Annotated in this window: 14 protein-coding genes; 3 read left to right on the top strand and 11 right to left on the bottom strand. The window is 67.6% G+C overall.

Going from position 1 to position 14,680, the window contains the following annotated elements:
* Window positions 1-57 precede the first annotated feature (57 nt).
* Window positions 58-1,386, bottom strand: coding sequence for a replication-associated recombination protein A (locus tag QM019_RS07045; RefSeq protein ID WP_282825402.1), 1,329 nt, complete (start codon window positions 1,384-1,386; stop codon window positions 58-60).
* 53 nt (window positions 1,387-1,439) lie between these two features.
* Between QM019_RS07045 and QM019_RS07040 the strand changes: the two genes are divergently transcribed.
* The 3 genes from QM019_RS07040 to QM019_RS07030 all read left to right on the top strand — a co-directional run bounded on the left by QM019_RS07040 (window position 1,440) and on the right by QM019_RS07030 (window position 4,148).
* Window positions 1,440-2,207 (top strand): peptidylprolyl isomerase, encoded by a 768-nt coding sequence (locus tag QM019_RS07040; RefSeq protein ID WP_282852415.1) that lies wholly within the window; start codon window positions 1,440-1,442, stop codon window positions 2,205-2,207.
* Window positions 2,208-2,291: 84 nt separating this feature from the next.
* Window positions 2,292-3,548: a DUF349 domain-containing protein gene (locus QM019_RS07035; protein WP_282852414.1), complete on the top strand. Its 1,257-nt coding sequence runs from the start codon at window positions 2,292-2,294 to the stop codon at window positions 3,546-3,548.
* Between the two features lie 75 nt (window positions 3,549-3,623).
* Window positions 3,624-4,148 (top strand): hypothetical protein, encoded by a 525-nt coding sequence (locus tag QM019_RS07030; RefSeq protein WP_282852412.1) that lies wholly within the window; start codon window positions 3,624-3,626, stop codon window positions 4,146-4,148.
* Here QM019_RS07030 and QM019_RS07025 read toward each other — a convergent pair.
* The 10 genes from QM019_RS07025 to pdxT all read right to left on the bottom strand — a co-directional run bounded on the left by QM019_RS07025 (window position 4,050) and on the right by pdxT (window position 14,657).
* Entirely contained in the window at window positions 4,050-6,296 is a 2,247-nt protein-coding gene (locus QM019_RS07025; RefSeq protein ID WP_282852411.1) for a RelA/SpoT family protein, read from the bottom strand. The genes QM019_RS07030 and QM019_RS07025 overlap by 99 nt on opposite strands.
* Before the next feature lie 54 nt (window positions 6,297-6,350).
* Entirely contained in the window at window positions 6,351-7,418 is a 1,068-nt protein-coding gene (gene secF / locus QM019_RS07020; RefSeq protein WP_282852410.1) for a protein translocase subunit SecF, read from the bottom strand.
* Window positions 7,418-9,145 carry a protein translocase subunit SecD gene (gene secD / locus QM019_RS07015; RefSeq protein WP_282825390.1) on the bottom strand — a complete coding sequence of 576 codons (1,728 nt, stop codon included), beginning with the start codon at window positions 9,143-9,145 and terminating at the stop codon, window positions 7,418-7,420. Before secD ends, secF begins: the two co-directional genes overlap by 1 nt.
* Window positions 9,146-9,189: 44 nt before the next feature.
* The gene (yajC, locus tag QM019_RS07010) at window positions 9,190-9,624 is read right to left on the bottom strand and encodes a preprotein translocase subunit YajC (RefSeq protein WP_164509674.1); all 435 of its coding nucleotides are present in this window, start codon (window positions 9,622-9,624) and stop codon (window positions 9,190-9,192) included.
* Window positions 9,625-9,704: 80 nt separating this feature from the next.
* A complete protein-coding gene (gene ruvB, locus QM019_RS07005; RefSeq protein ID WP_282825387.1) occupies window positions 9,705-10,703 on the bottom strand; it encodes a Holliday junction branch migration DNA helicase RuvB in 999 nt (332 codons plus the stop codon).
* Window positions 10,700-11,296 (bottom strand): Holliday junction branch migration protein RuvA, encoded by a 597-nt coding sequence (gene ruvA / locus QM019_RS07000; RefSeq protein WP_282852409.1) that lies wholly within the window; start codon window positions 11,294-11,296, stop codon window positions 10,700-10,702. The genes ruvB and ruvA overlap by 4 nt, the downstream gene beginning before the upstream one ends.
* A gap of 4 nt (window positions 11,297-11,300) precedes the next feature.
* On the bottom strand, window positions 11,301-11,921 hold the full coding sequence (gene ruvC / locus QM019_RS06995; RefSeq protein WP_282852408.1) for a crossover junction endodeoxyribonuclease RuvC: 621 nt from the start codon (window positions 11,919-11,921) through the stop codon (window positions 11,301-11,303).
* Between the two features lie 16 nt (window positions 11,922-11,937).
* Window positions 11,938-12,699 carry a YebC/PmpR family DNA-binding transcriptional regulator gene (locus tag QM019_RS06990; RefSeq protein ID WP_125105825.1) on the bottom strand — a complete coding sequence of 254 codons (762 nt, stop codon included), beginning with the start codon at window positions 12,697-12,699 and terminating at the stop codon, window positions 11,938-11,940.
* Between the two features lie 66 nt (window positions 12,700-12,765).
* Window positions 12,766-14,040: a M18 family aminopeptidase gene (locus QM019_RS06985; RefSeq protein WP_282852407.1), complete on the bottom strand. Its 1,275-nt coding sequence runs from the start codon at window positions 14,038-14,040 to the stop codon at window positions 12,766-12,768.
* Between the two features lie 20 nt (window positions 14,041-14,060).
* A complete protein-coding gene (pdxT, locus tag QM019_RS06980) occupies window positions 14,061-14,657 on the bottom strand; it encodes a pyridoxal 5'-phosphate synthase glutaminase subunit PdxT (RefSeq protein WP_282852435.1) in 597 nt (198 codons plus the stop codon).
* Window positions 14,658-14,680 lie beyond the last annotated feature (23 nt).

Below are 14,680 nucleotides of genomic sequence, written 5' to 3'. Positions count from 1 at the left end.
GCCTCTCCCTGTGGACGAGGCGTCAAATGAACCGATCTAGCTTACCACGGCACGCGCTTAGCCCGCGTCCCCGCGGGTGATGCGGCGCAGTTTATCGAGCCGCTGCGTGATTTCCCGCTCCCAGCCGTGCTCGGTCGGCGAATAGTAGACGCGATCCCGCAGGGTGTCGGGCAGGTATTGCTGTTCGACGACGCCGATTGGGTCATCGTGCGGATACGCGTAGCCCTTACCGTGGCCGAGCCGCTTCGCGCCCGGGTAGTGGGCATCGCGCAGGTGCATCGGCACGCGCCCCGCGTTGCCTGCCTTCACGTCGGCGATCGCGGCGCCGATGCCGGTGTACGAGGCGTTCGACTTTGGCGCGGTCGCCAGATAGACGGTCGCGTTCGCGAGCGGAATCTGCCCCTCTGGCATACCGATGAGCGCGACGGTGCTCGCCACCGACTCCGCGATCACCATGGCCTGCGGGTCGGCCATGCCGATGTCCTCCGAGGCCGAGATCATCAGGCGCCGCGCGATAAAGCGGGGGTCCTCCCCCGCGACGATCATGCGCGCGAGGTAGTGCAGGGCCGCGTCGGGGTCGGAGCCGCGAATCGACTTGATGAACGCCGAGATGACGTCGTAGTGCTCGTCGCCTTGCCGGTCGTACCGCAGCAGTGCCTGGTCGCTCGCGCTCTCGACATCCTCGGCAGTGATGGTCGGATGCTCGGACGCCTGTGCCCCGGCGGCTGCGGCTTCCAGCGTCGTCAGCGCGCGCCGCGCATCCCCGCTCGCCATGCGCACGATCGCAGCCCGAGCATCCTCGTCGAGGCCGACGGCGCCGTCGAGCCCGCGCTTGTCGCTCACGGCGCGATCAAGCAGCCCGGCCAGATCGGCATCGTCGAGCGAGCGCAGCGTGAGCAGCAGCGAGCGGGAGAGCAGCGGCGAGATCACTGAGAACGACGGGTTTTCGGTCGTCGCGGCCACGAGCGTGACCCAGCCCTGCTCGACCCCCGGCAGCAGCGCATCCTGCTGTGCCTTAGTAAAGCGGTGGATCTCATCGAGGAAGAGCACAGTGCCTTCGTCGTAGAAGTCGCGCTGACGCAGGGCCTCGTCCATGACGGCCCGAACGTCCTTCACTCCCGCCGAGATCGCGGAGAGCTGCACGAACCGCCGCCCGCCGCTGTTGGCCAGCGCCTGCGCGATCGTCGTCTTGCCGGTGCCGGGCGGTCCCCAAAGAATCACCGAGGTGCCAGCGTTGTCCGCCGCCTCGGCGCTCGCGAGCCGCCGCAGCGGCGACCCCGGCCGCAGCAGGTGCTCTTGCCCCACTACCTCATCGAGATCCCGCGGCCGCATGCGCGCAGCAAGCGGCGCGACACCGTCGCTTCCAAGCGTCACCTGACCAGTCATCGTCACTAATGTTAGTAAGCTGCATGGGTCGAATGCCCAGCCGAAGGAGAACCGTGGCAGAGAACGCGAAGGAAATGCGTCGCCGTCAGCGCGAGCACGAGGCACGAGTTGTCGTGCACGACGTGCAGACTGACCGCCGCCGCACCGACAACCGCAAGGGCATCATCGCCCTGGTCGTCGCCGCCCTCGTCGCAGTCGGTGGGCAAGTCGCGTTCACCACGACCGGCGGCTTCGCTGCCGCTCCGGCCGCCGAGTCGACCGCACCGGGCGAGACCGCGACGTCGGCTGCCGCGGTGCCCGACCCCTCGATCGCCGAGGACCGCGAGTGGACCGGCACGATCGACTTTAACGACGGCGCCTTCGAGCTCGGCATCACCCTCGACGGCGTCAACGCGCCGCAGGCGACGGCGAACCTCCTCGACCTCGCGCAGAAGGACTACTTCGACGAGACCTCGTGCCACCGTCTCACGACCGAGGGCCTCTACGTGCTCCAGTGCGGCGACCCGACCGGCACGGGCACCGGGGGCCCGGGCTATGAGTTCGGTCCGCTCGAGAACGTGCCCGAGGACGGGGTCTACCCCGCTGGCACCCTCGCGATGGCGCGCAGCCAGGCTGAGGACTCGATGGGTTCGCAGTTCTTCATCGTGTACGAAGACACCGAGCTGCCCGCACCCGGCTACTCGGTGATCGGCCAGGTCACGAGCGGACTCGACGAACTGCAGGCGCAGATCGTCGATGAGGGCGTCGACCCCTCGAGCGGCTCCACCGGCGATGGCACGCCCCTCGCGCCCGCCGTCATCACCGACATCACCGTCGAATAGCCAACGAACCGGGGTCAAGCCCGCCCACCACCATGCAATACCATTGCGGTACCGCCAAGACTCTGCTGAGTCTCCATTCCATCGATGACGATCAAGGAATTCCCCAACATGACTGGACTGCCCGAACACCCATTTGGCCGAGTTGAAGCCGACGGGACGGTTTTCGTAACCGAGGACGGACAGGAACGCCAGGTGGGTCAGTACCCCGACGGCACCCCGCAGGAAGCACTCGACTACTTCGTGCGCAAGTTCGACGACCTCGCCGCGCAGGTGTCGCTGCTTGAGCAGCGCTCTAAGGCCGGCGCCAACCCGAATGACATCGCCCGCTCGGTGAAGGCCCTGCGTGGTCAGCTCGAGGGCGCAAGCGCCGTCGGCGACTTCGCCGCGCTACGCACCCGCCTCGACGCGCTCGGCGGCGAGGTCGCCGAACTCGGCGAGAAGCAGCAGGAGGAGCACCGCGAGGCCGTCAGCGAGGCGATGACGTACCGCGAGTCGATCGTCGTTGAGGCCGAGACGCTCGCTGCGCAGGACCCGAGCTCGATTCAGTGGAAGCAGACCTCGGCCAAGGTCGAGGAGCTCTTCGCGAAATGGCAGGACCACCAGAAGACCGGCCCGCGCCTGCCGAAGGCCGACGCGAACGCCCTCTGGAAGCGTTTCCGGGTCGCCCGCACGACCCTCGACACCGAGCGTCGCAAGTTCTTCGCACACCTCGACAGCGAGCACCGCTCGGCCCGCGACGCGAAGCAGGACATCATCGCCCGAGCCGACGCCCTCGCACCGAAGGGCGCCGACGGCGTGCCGGAGTACCGCCGGCTGCTCGACGAGTGGAAGACCGTCGGCCGTGCTGGCCGCAAGCACGACGACGCCCTGTGGGCGAAGTTCAAGGCCGCGGGCGACGTGCTCTACCAGGCCAAGGCCGAGGTCGACGCCCAGGACGACGCCGAGTACCAGGAGAACCTGACGCTCAAGCTCGCGATCCTCGACGACGCCAAGCCGATTCTTGACATCACCGACCGCCGCCAGGCACGCGAGCGTCTGAACCAGGTGCAGGACCGCTGGGATGCGGTTGGCCGCGTGCCGCGTGACCGCTTCCGCGACGTCGAGGATCAACTGCGCCGCATCGAGTCGCACGTGCGCAAGCTGGATGACGACCACTGGGCCAACTCGAACCCCGAGAAGCAGGCCCGCCAGTCGGGCATGACCTCGCAGCTCCACGACGCAATCGCGAAGCTCGAGGCCGACGTGGTAGCCGCGAAGGAGTCGGGCAACCCGAAGCGCCTCAAGGACGCCGAGGAGGCGCTGGCCGCCCGCCAGGCGTGGCTGCGCGCCATCGAGGGCTGAGACTCCCGTTAGAGGCTTGTGCCGGGCTGTGGACAACACGGCCCGGCACAGCTGTCTTTCCGGCAAGATGCGGGCATGGATTCCATCTCCCCCGCCGAACTCGACGACTTCACCCCGACCGAGCTACAGCTGATGTGGCGCGAGGGCGAAATCGCTCGCCACGGCATCCCTGGCTTCGAGTTCTATCTCGCGCTCGACGAACGCCCGACGCTCCGCGACCGAGCCCGAAGCCTCTGGCCGGTGCGCCACGACGGCCGCGTCGTCAGCGGCGCGGCCGCGCGTTGGGTTTACCTCGGGGGCGGTGCGCCCGACACCGTCGAGGTGACGCGGCGCAGTTGGCGCTCAACCCTTGATTTACCCGGCGTCGTGCCTCGCTTCGGCAGCTACGCGCCGCACGAGGTGCGCCGACTCGCGCAACTCACCATCACGAGCCCACGGCGCACAATCCTCGACGCCCTCGAAGCCGGCCAGTTCGCCGACGCGCTCGCGCTGATCGCCGGACTACCCGGTGTGCACGCGATAGACGTCGTAGATGCCATCGATGTGCCGCACCGCCCCGAGCAGCCGGTCGAGGTGCGTCGTGTCGCCCATCTGGAATGAGAACTTCGAGATCGCCAGCCGGTCGCGCGAGGTGTGCACCGTCGCCGAGAGGATGTTCACGTGATGCTCCGACAGCACGCGGCTGATGTCGCTGAGTAGCCCGCCTCGGTCGAGCGCCTCGACTTGGATGTTCACGAGGAACACGGCCTTGGAGCTCGCGGCCCACTCGACGTCGATCATGCGCTCGGGCTGCAGCTCGAGCGAGGTAACGTTGCGGCAGTCAGTGCGGTGCACCGAGACCCCCTGGCCACGCGTGATGAAGCCGACAATTTCGTCCCCGGGAACGGGCGTGCAGCACTTCGCGACCTTGACGAGGATGTCGGGTGAGCCGCGCACGAGCACGCCGGAGTCGCTCACGGCCGGCTGGTTGATCGGGCTGCCCGTGATGTGGAGGTCGCTGAGTTCCTCATCGACGTCCTGGTCGGCGCTGAGCTCGTTTTGGATCTTCTCGATGACCGACTTCGCCGACACATGGCCCTCGCCCACGGCTGCATAGAGCCCCGAGACGTCGACGTAGCGCAGCGTCGAGGACACGGTTTCGAAGGCTTCCTGCACGATGTCGCGGGTCATCGGCATGTTGACCTTGCGCATCTCCTTGGCGACCTGCTCCTTGCCGAGCTCGATCGCCTCGTCGCGGCGCTCCTTCGAGAACCACTGGCGGATCTTGTTTCGGGCCCGCGGCGACGCGACGAACGCGAGCCAGTCCTGCTTGGGCCCCGCATCCGGGTTCTTCGAAGTGAAGATTTCGACAGTGTCGCCGTTCTGCAGCTTCGTCTCGAGCGGCACGAGTCGGCCATTAACTTTCGCGCCCATCGTGCGGTGCCCGACATCGGTGTGAATCGCGTATGCGAAGTCGACCGGCGTCGCCGACTGCGGCAGGCCGATGACCTTGCCCTGCGGCGTGAATACGTAGACCTCCTTCGCCCCGATCTCGAAGCGGAGTGAGTCGAGGAACTCGTCGGAGTCGCTCGTCTCTTGCTGCCAATCGTTGATGCGCTCGAGCCAGGCCATCTCGCTCGTCACACCCGAGCCTCGCGCCGACTGGCCGTTCTGCATGTTCTGCTTGTAGAGCCAGTGCGCGGCAACACCGAATTCGGCGCGCTGGTGCATCTCGTGGGTGCGAATCTGGATCTCGACGGCCTTGCCGTCGGGCCCGATCACGGTCGTGTGGAGCGACTGGTAGAGGTTGAACTTGGGCGTCGCGATGTAGTCCTTAAACCGGCCAGGCATCGGGGTCCAGCGGGCGTGGATCGCGCCGAGCACGGCGTAGCAGTCGCGCACCGTGTCGACGATGATGCGGATCGCCACGAGGTCATAGATCTCGTCAAAGTCGCGGCCGCGCACCACCATCTTCTGGTAAATCGAGTAGAGCTCCTTCGGGCGCCCGTTCACCTGGCCACGCACCCGCATATCGCGCAAGTCGCCGCGGACCTCTTTCATCACTCGGTCGAGGTAGCGCTGCCGTTGCGGCTGGCGATCCTTCACGAGGTGTTCGATCTCGGAGTAGATCTTGGGGTGCAGCACCGCGAACGAGAGTTCCTCGAGCTCGTTCTTCATCGCCTGAATACCCATGCGATGCGCGAGGGGCGCGTAGATCTCGAGGGTCTCGGTGGCCTTCTTCTGTGCCTTCTCGGGCGGCATGAAGCCCCACGTGCGGGCATTGTGGAGCCGGTCGGCGAGCTTGATGACGAGCACACGGATGTCTTTCGACATCGCGACGATCATCTTGCGGACCGTCTCCGCCTGCGCAGCGTCGCCATAGGTGACTTTGTCGAGCTTCGTGACGCCGTCGACGAGCATCGCGATCTCGTCACCGAACTCCTCGCGGAGCTGATCGAGCGAGTAGTCGGTGTCCTCCACCGTGTCGTGGAGGAGGGCAGCGGCGATCGTGACGGGGCCGATGCCGAGCCCCGCGAGGATCTCGGCGACGGCGATGGGGTGGGTGATGTAGGGCTCGCCGCTGCGGCGGAACTGCCCCTCGTGAGAGCGAACGGCGACCTCATAGGCACGTTGCACGAGGCCGATATCGGCTCGCGAGTCGTGGCCCCGCAGGACGCGCACGAGCCGCTCAATCGCGGGCGCTGACGCCGACTTCGTAAAGATCCGCGGCACGAGCCGACGCATCGACAGCGAACTCGCTTCGCTCATCCCGCCCGCCTTTCCTCACCACCCCGCCACCGCGAGGTACCTAGAATTGCGAGTTTATACCTGAGCGCCGTCGTTCTCGCGCTCGGGGCGGGCCGGTTCGCCGTCGGCGTCGTCGTCCTCATGCTCGGGCTCCGCGTCGGGCTCGATGCCCGCGTCGCGTCGGCGGCGAATCTCGGCGTCGGTCTCGCGGATCTTGGGCTCACGCGCACGCAGGGCCGAGTAAAGCGGGCCCGCGAGGAAGATCGTCGAGAGCGCGCCGACGAGGATGCCGATGAACAGCGCGAGCGAAATGTCGCGAAGCGTACCGGCGCCCATGACAAACGCACCGATGAAGAGAATCGCCATGACGGGCAGGAGCGCGACGACCGAGGTGTTGATTGAACGCACGAGGGTCTGGTTGATCGCGAGGTTCACCGATTCTGCGAACGTGCGGGCGCTGCCCGGACCGTAGTTCTTCGTGTTCTCGCGTACCTTGTCGAACACCACGACGGTGTCGTAGAGCGAATAGCCGAGGATCGTCAGGAAGCCGATGACCGCCGCCGGCGTGATCTCCACCCCGGTGAGCGCGTACACCCCCGCCGTCACGATGAGGTCGTGGAACAGCGCGAGGATCGCGGCCACAGCCATCTTCCAGGTGCGGAAGTAGAACGACATGAGGGCGGCCGCGAGTACAAGGAACACGATGATGCCGATGACCATCTGTCGCGTGATGTCGGCACCCCACGACGGGCCGATCGTCGACACGGCGACATGCTCGACGGTGGTGCCGTACGACTCAGCCAGGTCGGCGCGCAGCGCGTTGTTCTCTTCTTGCGTCAGCGTGTCGGTCTGCACGCGGATCGAGCCGTCGCCGAGCAGCTGCACACGCGCGGGCGTCTCGCTGTAGGCGGCAGCGTCTTCGGTCGCGAGCGTCTGGTCTTGGGTCGTCGGCGCGCTGACCTGAAACTCGGAGCCCCCGGTGAACTCGATGCCGAAGTTGAAGCCACCCCGCAGGAACGGCGATGCCACCGAAAGGCAGATCAGCACGATCCCGATGATGAACCAGGTGTTGCGGCGGCGGACAAAGCCAATCGAGGTCTCGCCGGTGTAGAGGTCGTTACCCCACTGCGTGAAGCGCTTCATTACTTCTCCCCCTTCGCTGCGGCCTCAGCGGCCTTGCGCTCCGCCAGCGACTGGCGGCGCTCGGCCTCCTTCGCGGAGGTCTGAACCTTCGTCTTCTTTACCTGTGCCGAGCGGCGGAACTCGCCCCGGCCGCGGTAGGCGGCCCCCAGGGCGCGCGGGTCGAGCCCCGACGCGGGGTGCCCGCCGCCGAAGAACTTCGTGGTCGCGAGCAGGCGCATGAGCGGATGCGTGAACATCGTCACGACGAAGAGGTCGATGAGCGTGGTGATGCCGAGCGTGATGGCGAAGCCGCGCACGTTGCCGACCGCGACGAAGAACAGCACGATGGCGACGAGCAGGTTCACCGCATCCGAGGCGAGGATCGTGCGGATCGCGCGCGACCAACCTCGCTCGACCGACGACGGCAGCGAGCGGCCCTCACGCAGTTCATCCTTGATTCGCTCGAAGTAGACAATGAACGAGTCGGCAGTAATACCAATCGCGATGATCAGCCCTGCGACGCCGGCGAGCGACAGGCGGTAGCCCTCCTGGTTCGACAGCAGCGTGACGACGAGGTACGACACGACCGCGAGCGACACGAGCGAAGCCATCGTCACGAGGCCGAGCAGACGGTACTGCAGCAGCGAGTAGAGCAGCACGAGCAGCAGACCGATCGCGCCGGCGATGAGACCGGCCTGGAGCTGCCAGGTGCCGAGCGTCGCCGAGATGGTCTGGGTGGATTGGGTCTGGAAGCTGAACGGCAGCGCGCCGAACTTGAGCTGGTCGGCGAGGTCCTTTGCCGACTGCTCGGTGAAGCTACCGGTGATCTGTGCCTTGCCGTCGGTAATCACCGCGTTGGCCGTCGGCGCAACGATGACGTTGCCGTCGAGCGTCACTGCGAAGCGCGAACGCGTGGTGTCGGCCGTGCCGGTCGTCGCGTCGACGGTGGAGCCGATCGCGACAAGGCGCTCGGTCACCGCACGGAACTCGGCAGTGCCGGTCGCGTCGAACTGCAGGTTGACGCCCCACTGGCCGGTCGCGACGCCCTGCTGGTTCGTGACCATGCTCGAGGTGGCGTCGCTGATGTGCTCGCCCGAGATCTCGACGGGCCCGAGCACGAACTTCTCGGTGCCACTCTCGTCGCAGGCGATCATCGGTTGCTCGGGGTCGGCGGCCGCGGACTCGTTCATGACGTCGGCGCAGTCGAACGCGAGGAAGTCGGCGAAGAGCTGGTCGGTGAGCTGGGCGACGTCAGAGCCATCGGTCGGTTCGATGGTCGGCGTCGCGTTGAAGCTCTCCATACCGAAGTCTTCGGGCTTGACGACCTGCACGTTCGAGGCCGAGTCGGTGTAGAGCACGGGCCGGAACTCGAGCTTGGCGCTCGACTCGATCCGGTTCTGGGTCTCGGCGTCGAGCTCACCGGGAACGGACACGACGATATTCGTGCCGCCCTGCGTCGTCACCTCGGCCTCGGAGATGCCCGAGGCATCCACGCGCTGTCGGATTATCGACGCGGCCTGCGCCATCTGGTCGCCCGAGGGCGCGGCAGCACCCTCCTGGAGCTGCGCCGCGAGCACCACCTGGGTGCCGCCTTCAAGGTCGAGGGCGAGCTTCGGGGTCCACTGCCCATTCTGGAACGCGACAGAGGCCCAGTTCAGGCCGCCGAGCACGATGAGAATGATGCCGAACCAGAGCAGCGTGGATTTGGCTCCCCGCACCGCCTGCGAGGATCGTTTCGAGGTTGCCAAGAATCGTGCCTTTCACGCCGCGGACGCGGCGCTGAATTTCGTGGTTAGAGCTTCGAACGGCCGTCGTCGGCAGCGTCGTCGTCGGTCGACTCCGGGTCGACGTCGTAGCGCGAGTCGGCCTCGAGCGAGGTGTCGGCGTCGGTGGGCGAGACAGTCTCTGCGTCCAGCTGCTCGCTGAAGTCGTCGGCCGACTCCTCACCGGTCAGCGACGAGGCGTCGTCCGGCACGGTCGGCGTCACGACGTTGACGATGGTCGCCGAGTGCACGCGCAACTGGGTGCCCGGGCCGCTCTCAATGGTGACGACGTTGTTGGCTTCGTCCATGTCGACGATGGTGCCGTAAATACCGGCCTGGGTCATGACCTCGGTGCCGGGCACGAGCTGCTGACGCATCTCCTGCTGCTGCGCCTGCCGCTTCTTGTTGCTCCGCCACATGAAGACCATCATGACGACGAGCAGCAGCAGGGGAAGGACGAGCATGGGTTCCATAAAGTGACTCCAGAAATATTCGTGTGGGGTGCGGATCGCGCAGCGAGCCGAATGCTCGACAAACGTGACGATTATAGGGCACCAGGCCGTACGCCCAGGTGGTCGTAGGCGGCAGGTGTCGCGATGCGGCCCCGCTGGGTTCTCGCAATGAGCCCTGCGCGGACAAGGAACGGCTCGACCACGGCCTCAACGGTATCGGCTTCCTCGCCCACCGTGACGGCGAGCGTGCGCACACCGACCGGCCCGCCCTCGAAGCGCCGGATAAGCGTGTCAAGCACCGCCCGGTCGAGTCGGTCGAGGCCGAGACTGTCGACGTCGTAGAGGGCGAGGGCCTCGCTCACTGCAACGTCGTCCATCGGGCGGTCGTGCACAAGCGCGTAGTCGCGCACGCGACGCAGCAGCCGGTTCGCGATACGAGGCGTGCCGCGCGAGCGCGACGCGAGCACGTCGAGCGCGCCCGGCCGCGCGTCGAGGTCGAGCAGCCGCGCGGTGCGCGTCAGCACTCGCTCGAGCTCGTTGTCGGCGTAGAACTCGAGGTGCGCCGTGAAGCCAAAGCGGTCGCGCAGCGGCGCGGGCAGCAAACCCGATCGGGTGGTCGCGCCGACCACGGTGAACGGCGCGAGCTCGAGCGGCACCGACTGTGCCCCAGCGCCCTTGCCGACCATGATGTCGATGCGAAAGTCCTCCATCGCGAGATAGAGCATTTCCTCGGCAGTGCGGGCCATGCGGTGAATCTCGTCGATGAACAGCACCTCGCCCGGCACCATGCTCGAGAGCACAGCCGCGAGGTCGCCCGCGTTCTGCAGCGCCGGCCCCGAGGTGAGTCGCAGCGCCTGCCCTGTCTCTTGGCCCACGATCATCGCGAGGGTCGTCTTGCCGAGTCCGGGCGGGCCCGCAAGCAGGATGTGATCTGGCGTGCGGTGCTGCAGCTCCGCGGCCCGCAGCAGCAGGTGCAGCTGCTCGCGCACCTTCTCCTGGCCGATAAATTCGTCGAGCAGCCGCGGACGCAGCGTCGACTCAAACTCGAGTTCGCCGTCGTTCCGTTGCGCGTCGAGCGGGCTCTGGGTCATCGCGCACCGCCGAGCTCTCGTAGCGCGGCGCGAAGCAGCATGGGCACGTCGACCCCGGCGGCGCCCTCGCTCGCACGCTCGACGGCCTCCTGCGCCTGTTTCTGTGGCGTGCCGAGTCCGACGAGTGCCTCAACCACGTCGTCGCGGGTCGAACCGGAGACCGTGGCTCCCCCGGTGGTCCCCGAAACGGTGACACCCACGAGCTTGCCCTTGAGCTGCACCGTGATGAGCTTTGCCGTCTTCGGGCCGACGCCCGAGACCTTCTTGAAGACCGCGAGGTCTTCGTTCTCGACCGCCGTCGCGAGTTCGTCGGGTCGCAGCTGCGCGAGCACGCCCATTGCCGACTTCGGGCCGACGCCCGTGACCGACGTGAGCAACCCGAAAACTTCGCGCTCGCGCGCATCCCGGAAACCGTAGAGCGTCAGCGAGTCCTCACGCACGATGAGCGTGCAGGTCAGCGTGAGCTCGGCGCCGACGCGCAGCTCGAGCGCGTGCGTCGCGGTGACGAGCACATCGAATCCGACGCCACCGACCGTGATGATGGCGCGCGTGGCGCCGACGTAGGACACCGTTCCGGTGAGCTGAGAAATCACTAATTCAGCGTAGGCGTCGGCGACCCGAATTCGCGGAACGCTCGGCGGCGAGCCAAGCTTCCTGCGCCGGCGTGGCGCCACTGACGGGCTTTACCTGCCCGAGCCCGGAGCCGTGGCTGCGCTGCTCTGGGCGCACGCGGGCGAGCGGTGACTGCCACGCGGCGCAGATGGCGAGCGCGAGGGCGTCGGCGGCATCGGCGGGCTTCGGCGGCGCATCCAGGCGCAGGATGCGCTGCACCATGCGCTGCACCTGGACCTTGTCGGCGTTGCCGTAGCCCGACACGGCCGCCTTGACTTCGGATGGGGTGTGCAGTTCGGCGTCGATGCCACGGCGGTGCGCCTCGCGGATCACGATGCCGGTCACCTGTGCAACGCCCATGACGGTGTTGAGGTTGCGTTGCTCGGCGAAGACGCGCTCGATCGACACCGCGTCGGGACGATACTCGTCGAGTAGCCGCTCGACCGCGACTCCGATGAGCCCGAGCCGCGGCTGGAGCTCGGCGTCGGTGGGCGTGCGGATGACCTCGACGTGCACGAGGTCGACCCGACGCGCCTGGCCAACGTCGACGATCCCGGCCCCACAACGGGTGAGACCGGGATCGATGCCGAGGATGCGTTGGGCCACGCGGGATCGCTCGCCGCTATTCAGCGTCGAGCTGCTCCTGCACGTCGCTCGGGATCTCCATGTTCGTGTAGACGTTCTGCACGTCGTCGAGGTCTTCGACCGCGTCAATCACGCCGAGCACCTTCTTCGCGGTCTCGAGGTCGACCGGCACGAGCACGTTCGCGACAAATTCCGCCTCGGCCGACTCGTAGTCGATGCCGGCCTCCTGCAGCGCGGTGCGGACGGCGACGAGGTCGGTGGCCTCGGTGCGCAGTTCAAACGCCTCGCCGTGGTCGATGACCTCTTCAAGGCCGGCGTCGAGGCCGGCGAGCAGGATGTCGTCTTCGCTCGGCTCGCCGGAGCGCTTTGCGACCTCGATGACGCCCTTGCGCTCGAAGTTGAACGCGACCGAGCCCGGGTCGGCCATGGTGCCGCCCGACCGCGTCACGGCGAGGCGCGTTTCGGCGGCCGCACGGTTGCGGTTGTCGGTCAGACACTCGATGAGCATTGCGACGCCGCCCTGAGCGTAGGCCTCGTACATGATGCTGTCGTACGAGACGACTTCACCGGTAAGGCCGCCGCCGCGCTTGACGGCACGGTCGATGTTGTCGTTCGGCACCGAGATCTTCTTGGCGCGCTGAATCGCATCGGCGAGCGCGGGGTTGCCGTCGGGGTCGGGGCCGCCAGTACGCGCGGCAACCTCGATCACCTTGATGTACTTAGCGAAGGCCTTCGCGCGCTTGGCGTCGATAACGGCCTTCTTGTGCTTGGTAGTTGCCCACTTGGAGTGACCCGACATTGGTTCCCCCTGAATCGATTGCGCTTGCTGAACGCTTCATTTTAGCGGGCCGAGCCCGCCCTCCGCTTACGACTGGCCCAAGAACTCGCGCAGGACACGCTCAAGGCCGAGCACATCCTCGAGCGAGGCGAGCTCGCGTGCCGAGTGCATCGACAGGATCGGGATGCCGACGTCGACGGTGCGGAAGCCGAGCCGGGTGGCCGAGATCGGGCCGATGGTCGACCCCGAAGGAATCGAGTTGCGCGAGACGAATCGCTGCACCGGCACCCCGGCGCGCGTCGACAGACCGTGCCAGAGTGCCTCGCCCGCCGCGTCCGTCGTGTACCGCTGGTCGGCGTTGATCTTGAGGATCGGCCCACGGCCGGCGTGGGGGCGCACCTCGTCGCCGTGATGGCTCGGGTAGTTCGGGTGCACGGCGTGGCCGACATCACTCGAGATGCTCCAGCTCGCGGCGTTGGCGCGCTTCACGGTCTCGACCTCCGCGCCGAGCCCGGCGCGGATGCGCGCGAGCACGTCCTCGAGGAACGGCCCGGCCGCGCCCGTGCGCGAGGCCGAACCGACCTCTTCGTGGTCGAACGCGGCGAGCATCGGGATTGCGCCCTGGGGGTTCGTCGCCGACATGAGCGCGCGCAGCCCGGCGTGCACGCTGACAAGGTTGTCGAGTCGGCCCGACGCGAGCAGGTTCGACTCGAGGCCGATGCGCGCGGGCGCCTGCGCGTCGACCACAAAGCCGTCGAGCGCGACGACCGCGGCGGGGTCGACCGAGGCCGATGCGGCGAGCGCATCGACGAGCTGGCCGGCGGTGTCGAGGCCGACGATGGGCCGGGTGTGCTGCTGGCGATCGAGCTTGACGCCGTCGGCGTTGACGCCGCGGTCGAGGTGCACCGCGAGCTGCGGGATGCGCGCGACCCCGTCGGCCGTATGGGCGAGCACGGTGCTGCCGTCGGCGAGGGCGAGCCGCGCCCCGACGCGGAGGTCGCGGTCGAGCCACGAGTTGAGCAGCGGGCCACCATAAACCTCAACGCCGACCGTCTGCCAGCCCTCGCGGGCGGATGCGGGGCTTGGCTTGAGCCGGAAGCCGGGCGAGTCGGTGTGCGCGCCGACGAGATGCACTGGCGCGGCGGCCGCACCGTGCTCGGGAAGCACCCAGGCGGTGACGGCGCCGTCGCGGACGACGACGTAGCCGCCCGCCGCGAGGTGCCACTCGTCGGTTTCCTCGAGCCGGGTGAAACCGGCCAGCGTCAGCTGCCGGGCCACCTCCTCGGCAGCGTGGAACGCGGTGGGTGACGTGCTTACGAGCTCACGAATCTGGGTAAACGTGGTATCGATCGTCGGCGTCACGCGCGGCTCCTCGGGGTCGGTTAGCGGGCCTCCTCGACGAGTTCGAGGAAGTGGCGGTGCCAGCTCGTATCGCCGGTCACCTCGGGGTGGAACGAGATGCCAAGCAGATTGTCCTGCCGCACCGCGACGACCCGGTCGCCCGTAACGCTAGCAAGTGCCTCGGCCCGCTCGCCGACCTCGACGACGATGGGCGCGCGAATAAAGGCGACCGTCGCCGGTTCTTCCCCCTCGATCGGCGACGCGACCTCGGCCTCGAACGAGTCGAGCTGCGAGCCAAAGGCGTTGCGCTGCACGGTGACGTCGAGGCCACCGAACGTCTGCTGCCCCGGGGCCGCGTCGGTGATGCGGTCGGCGAGCAGAATCAGGCCCGCGCAGGTGCCGAGCACGGGCATCCCCTTGGCGATGCGCGCGCGAATCGGTTCGGTCACCTCGAAGATGCGCGAGAGCTTGTCGATCGTGCTCGACTCGCCGCCCGGCAGCACAAGCGCGTCGACCTCGGCGAGCTCGGCCGGGGTGCGCACGAGCCGCACCCGCACGCCGAGCTGCTCGAGCATCCGGGCGTGCTCGCGCACGTCGCCCTGCAGCGCGAGCCCGCCGATGATCGGCGCGGGGCTCACCCGCCGCGCGCGGCAAGGCGGTG

Origin of the sequence: Gulosibacter sediminis, from assembly GCF_030011715.1 — a bacterium.
Lineage (GTDB): Bacteria > Actinomycetota > Actinomycetes > Actinomycetales > Microbacteriaceae > Gulosibacter > Gulosibacter sediminis.
The sequence above is the reverse complement of the archived record's forward strand: the minus strand, read 5'-3'. Positions and strand labels throughout refer to the sequence as shown.

Excerpts from the sequence above, each read along its gene's own strand:
- ruvB (WP_282825387.1), bottom strand. The coding sequence starts at position 10,703 with ATGACCCAGAGCCCGCTCGACGCGCAACGGAACGACGGCGAACTCGAG.
- yajC (WP_164509674.1), bottom strand. The coding sequence starts at position 9,624 with ATGCTCGTCCTTCCCCTGCTGCTGCTCGTCGTCATGATGGTCTTCATG.
- QM019_RS07045 (WP_282825402.1), bottom strand. The coding sequence starts at position 1,386 with ATGACTGGTCAGGTGACGCTTGGAAGCGACGGTGTCGCGCCGCTTGCT.
- QM019_RS07025 (WP_282852411.1), bottom strand. The coding sequence starts at position 6,296 with ATGAGCGAAGCGAGTTCGCTGTCGATGCGTCGGCTCGTGCCGCGGATC.
- secF (WP_282852410.1), bottom strand. The coding sequence starts at position 7,418 with ATGAAGCGCTTCACGCAGTGGGGTAACGACCTCTACACCGGCGAGACC.
- QM019_RS07030 (WP_282852412.1), top strand. The coding sequence starts at position 3,624 with ATGGATTCCATCTCCCCCGCCGAACTCGACGACTTCACCCCGACCGAG.
- QM019_RS07035 (WP_282852414.1), top strand. The coding sequence starts at position 2,292 with ATGACGATCAAGGAATTCCCCAACATGACTGGACTGCCCGAACACCCA.
- QM019_RS06990 (WP_125105825.1), bottom strand. The coding sequence starts at position 12,699 with ATGTCGGGTCACTCCAAGTGGGCAACTACCAAGCACAAGAAGGCCGTT.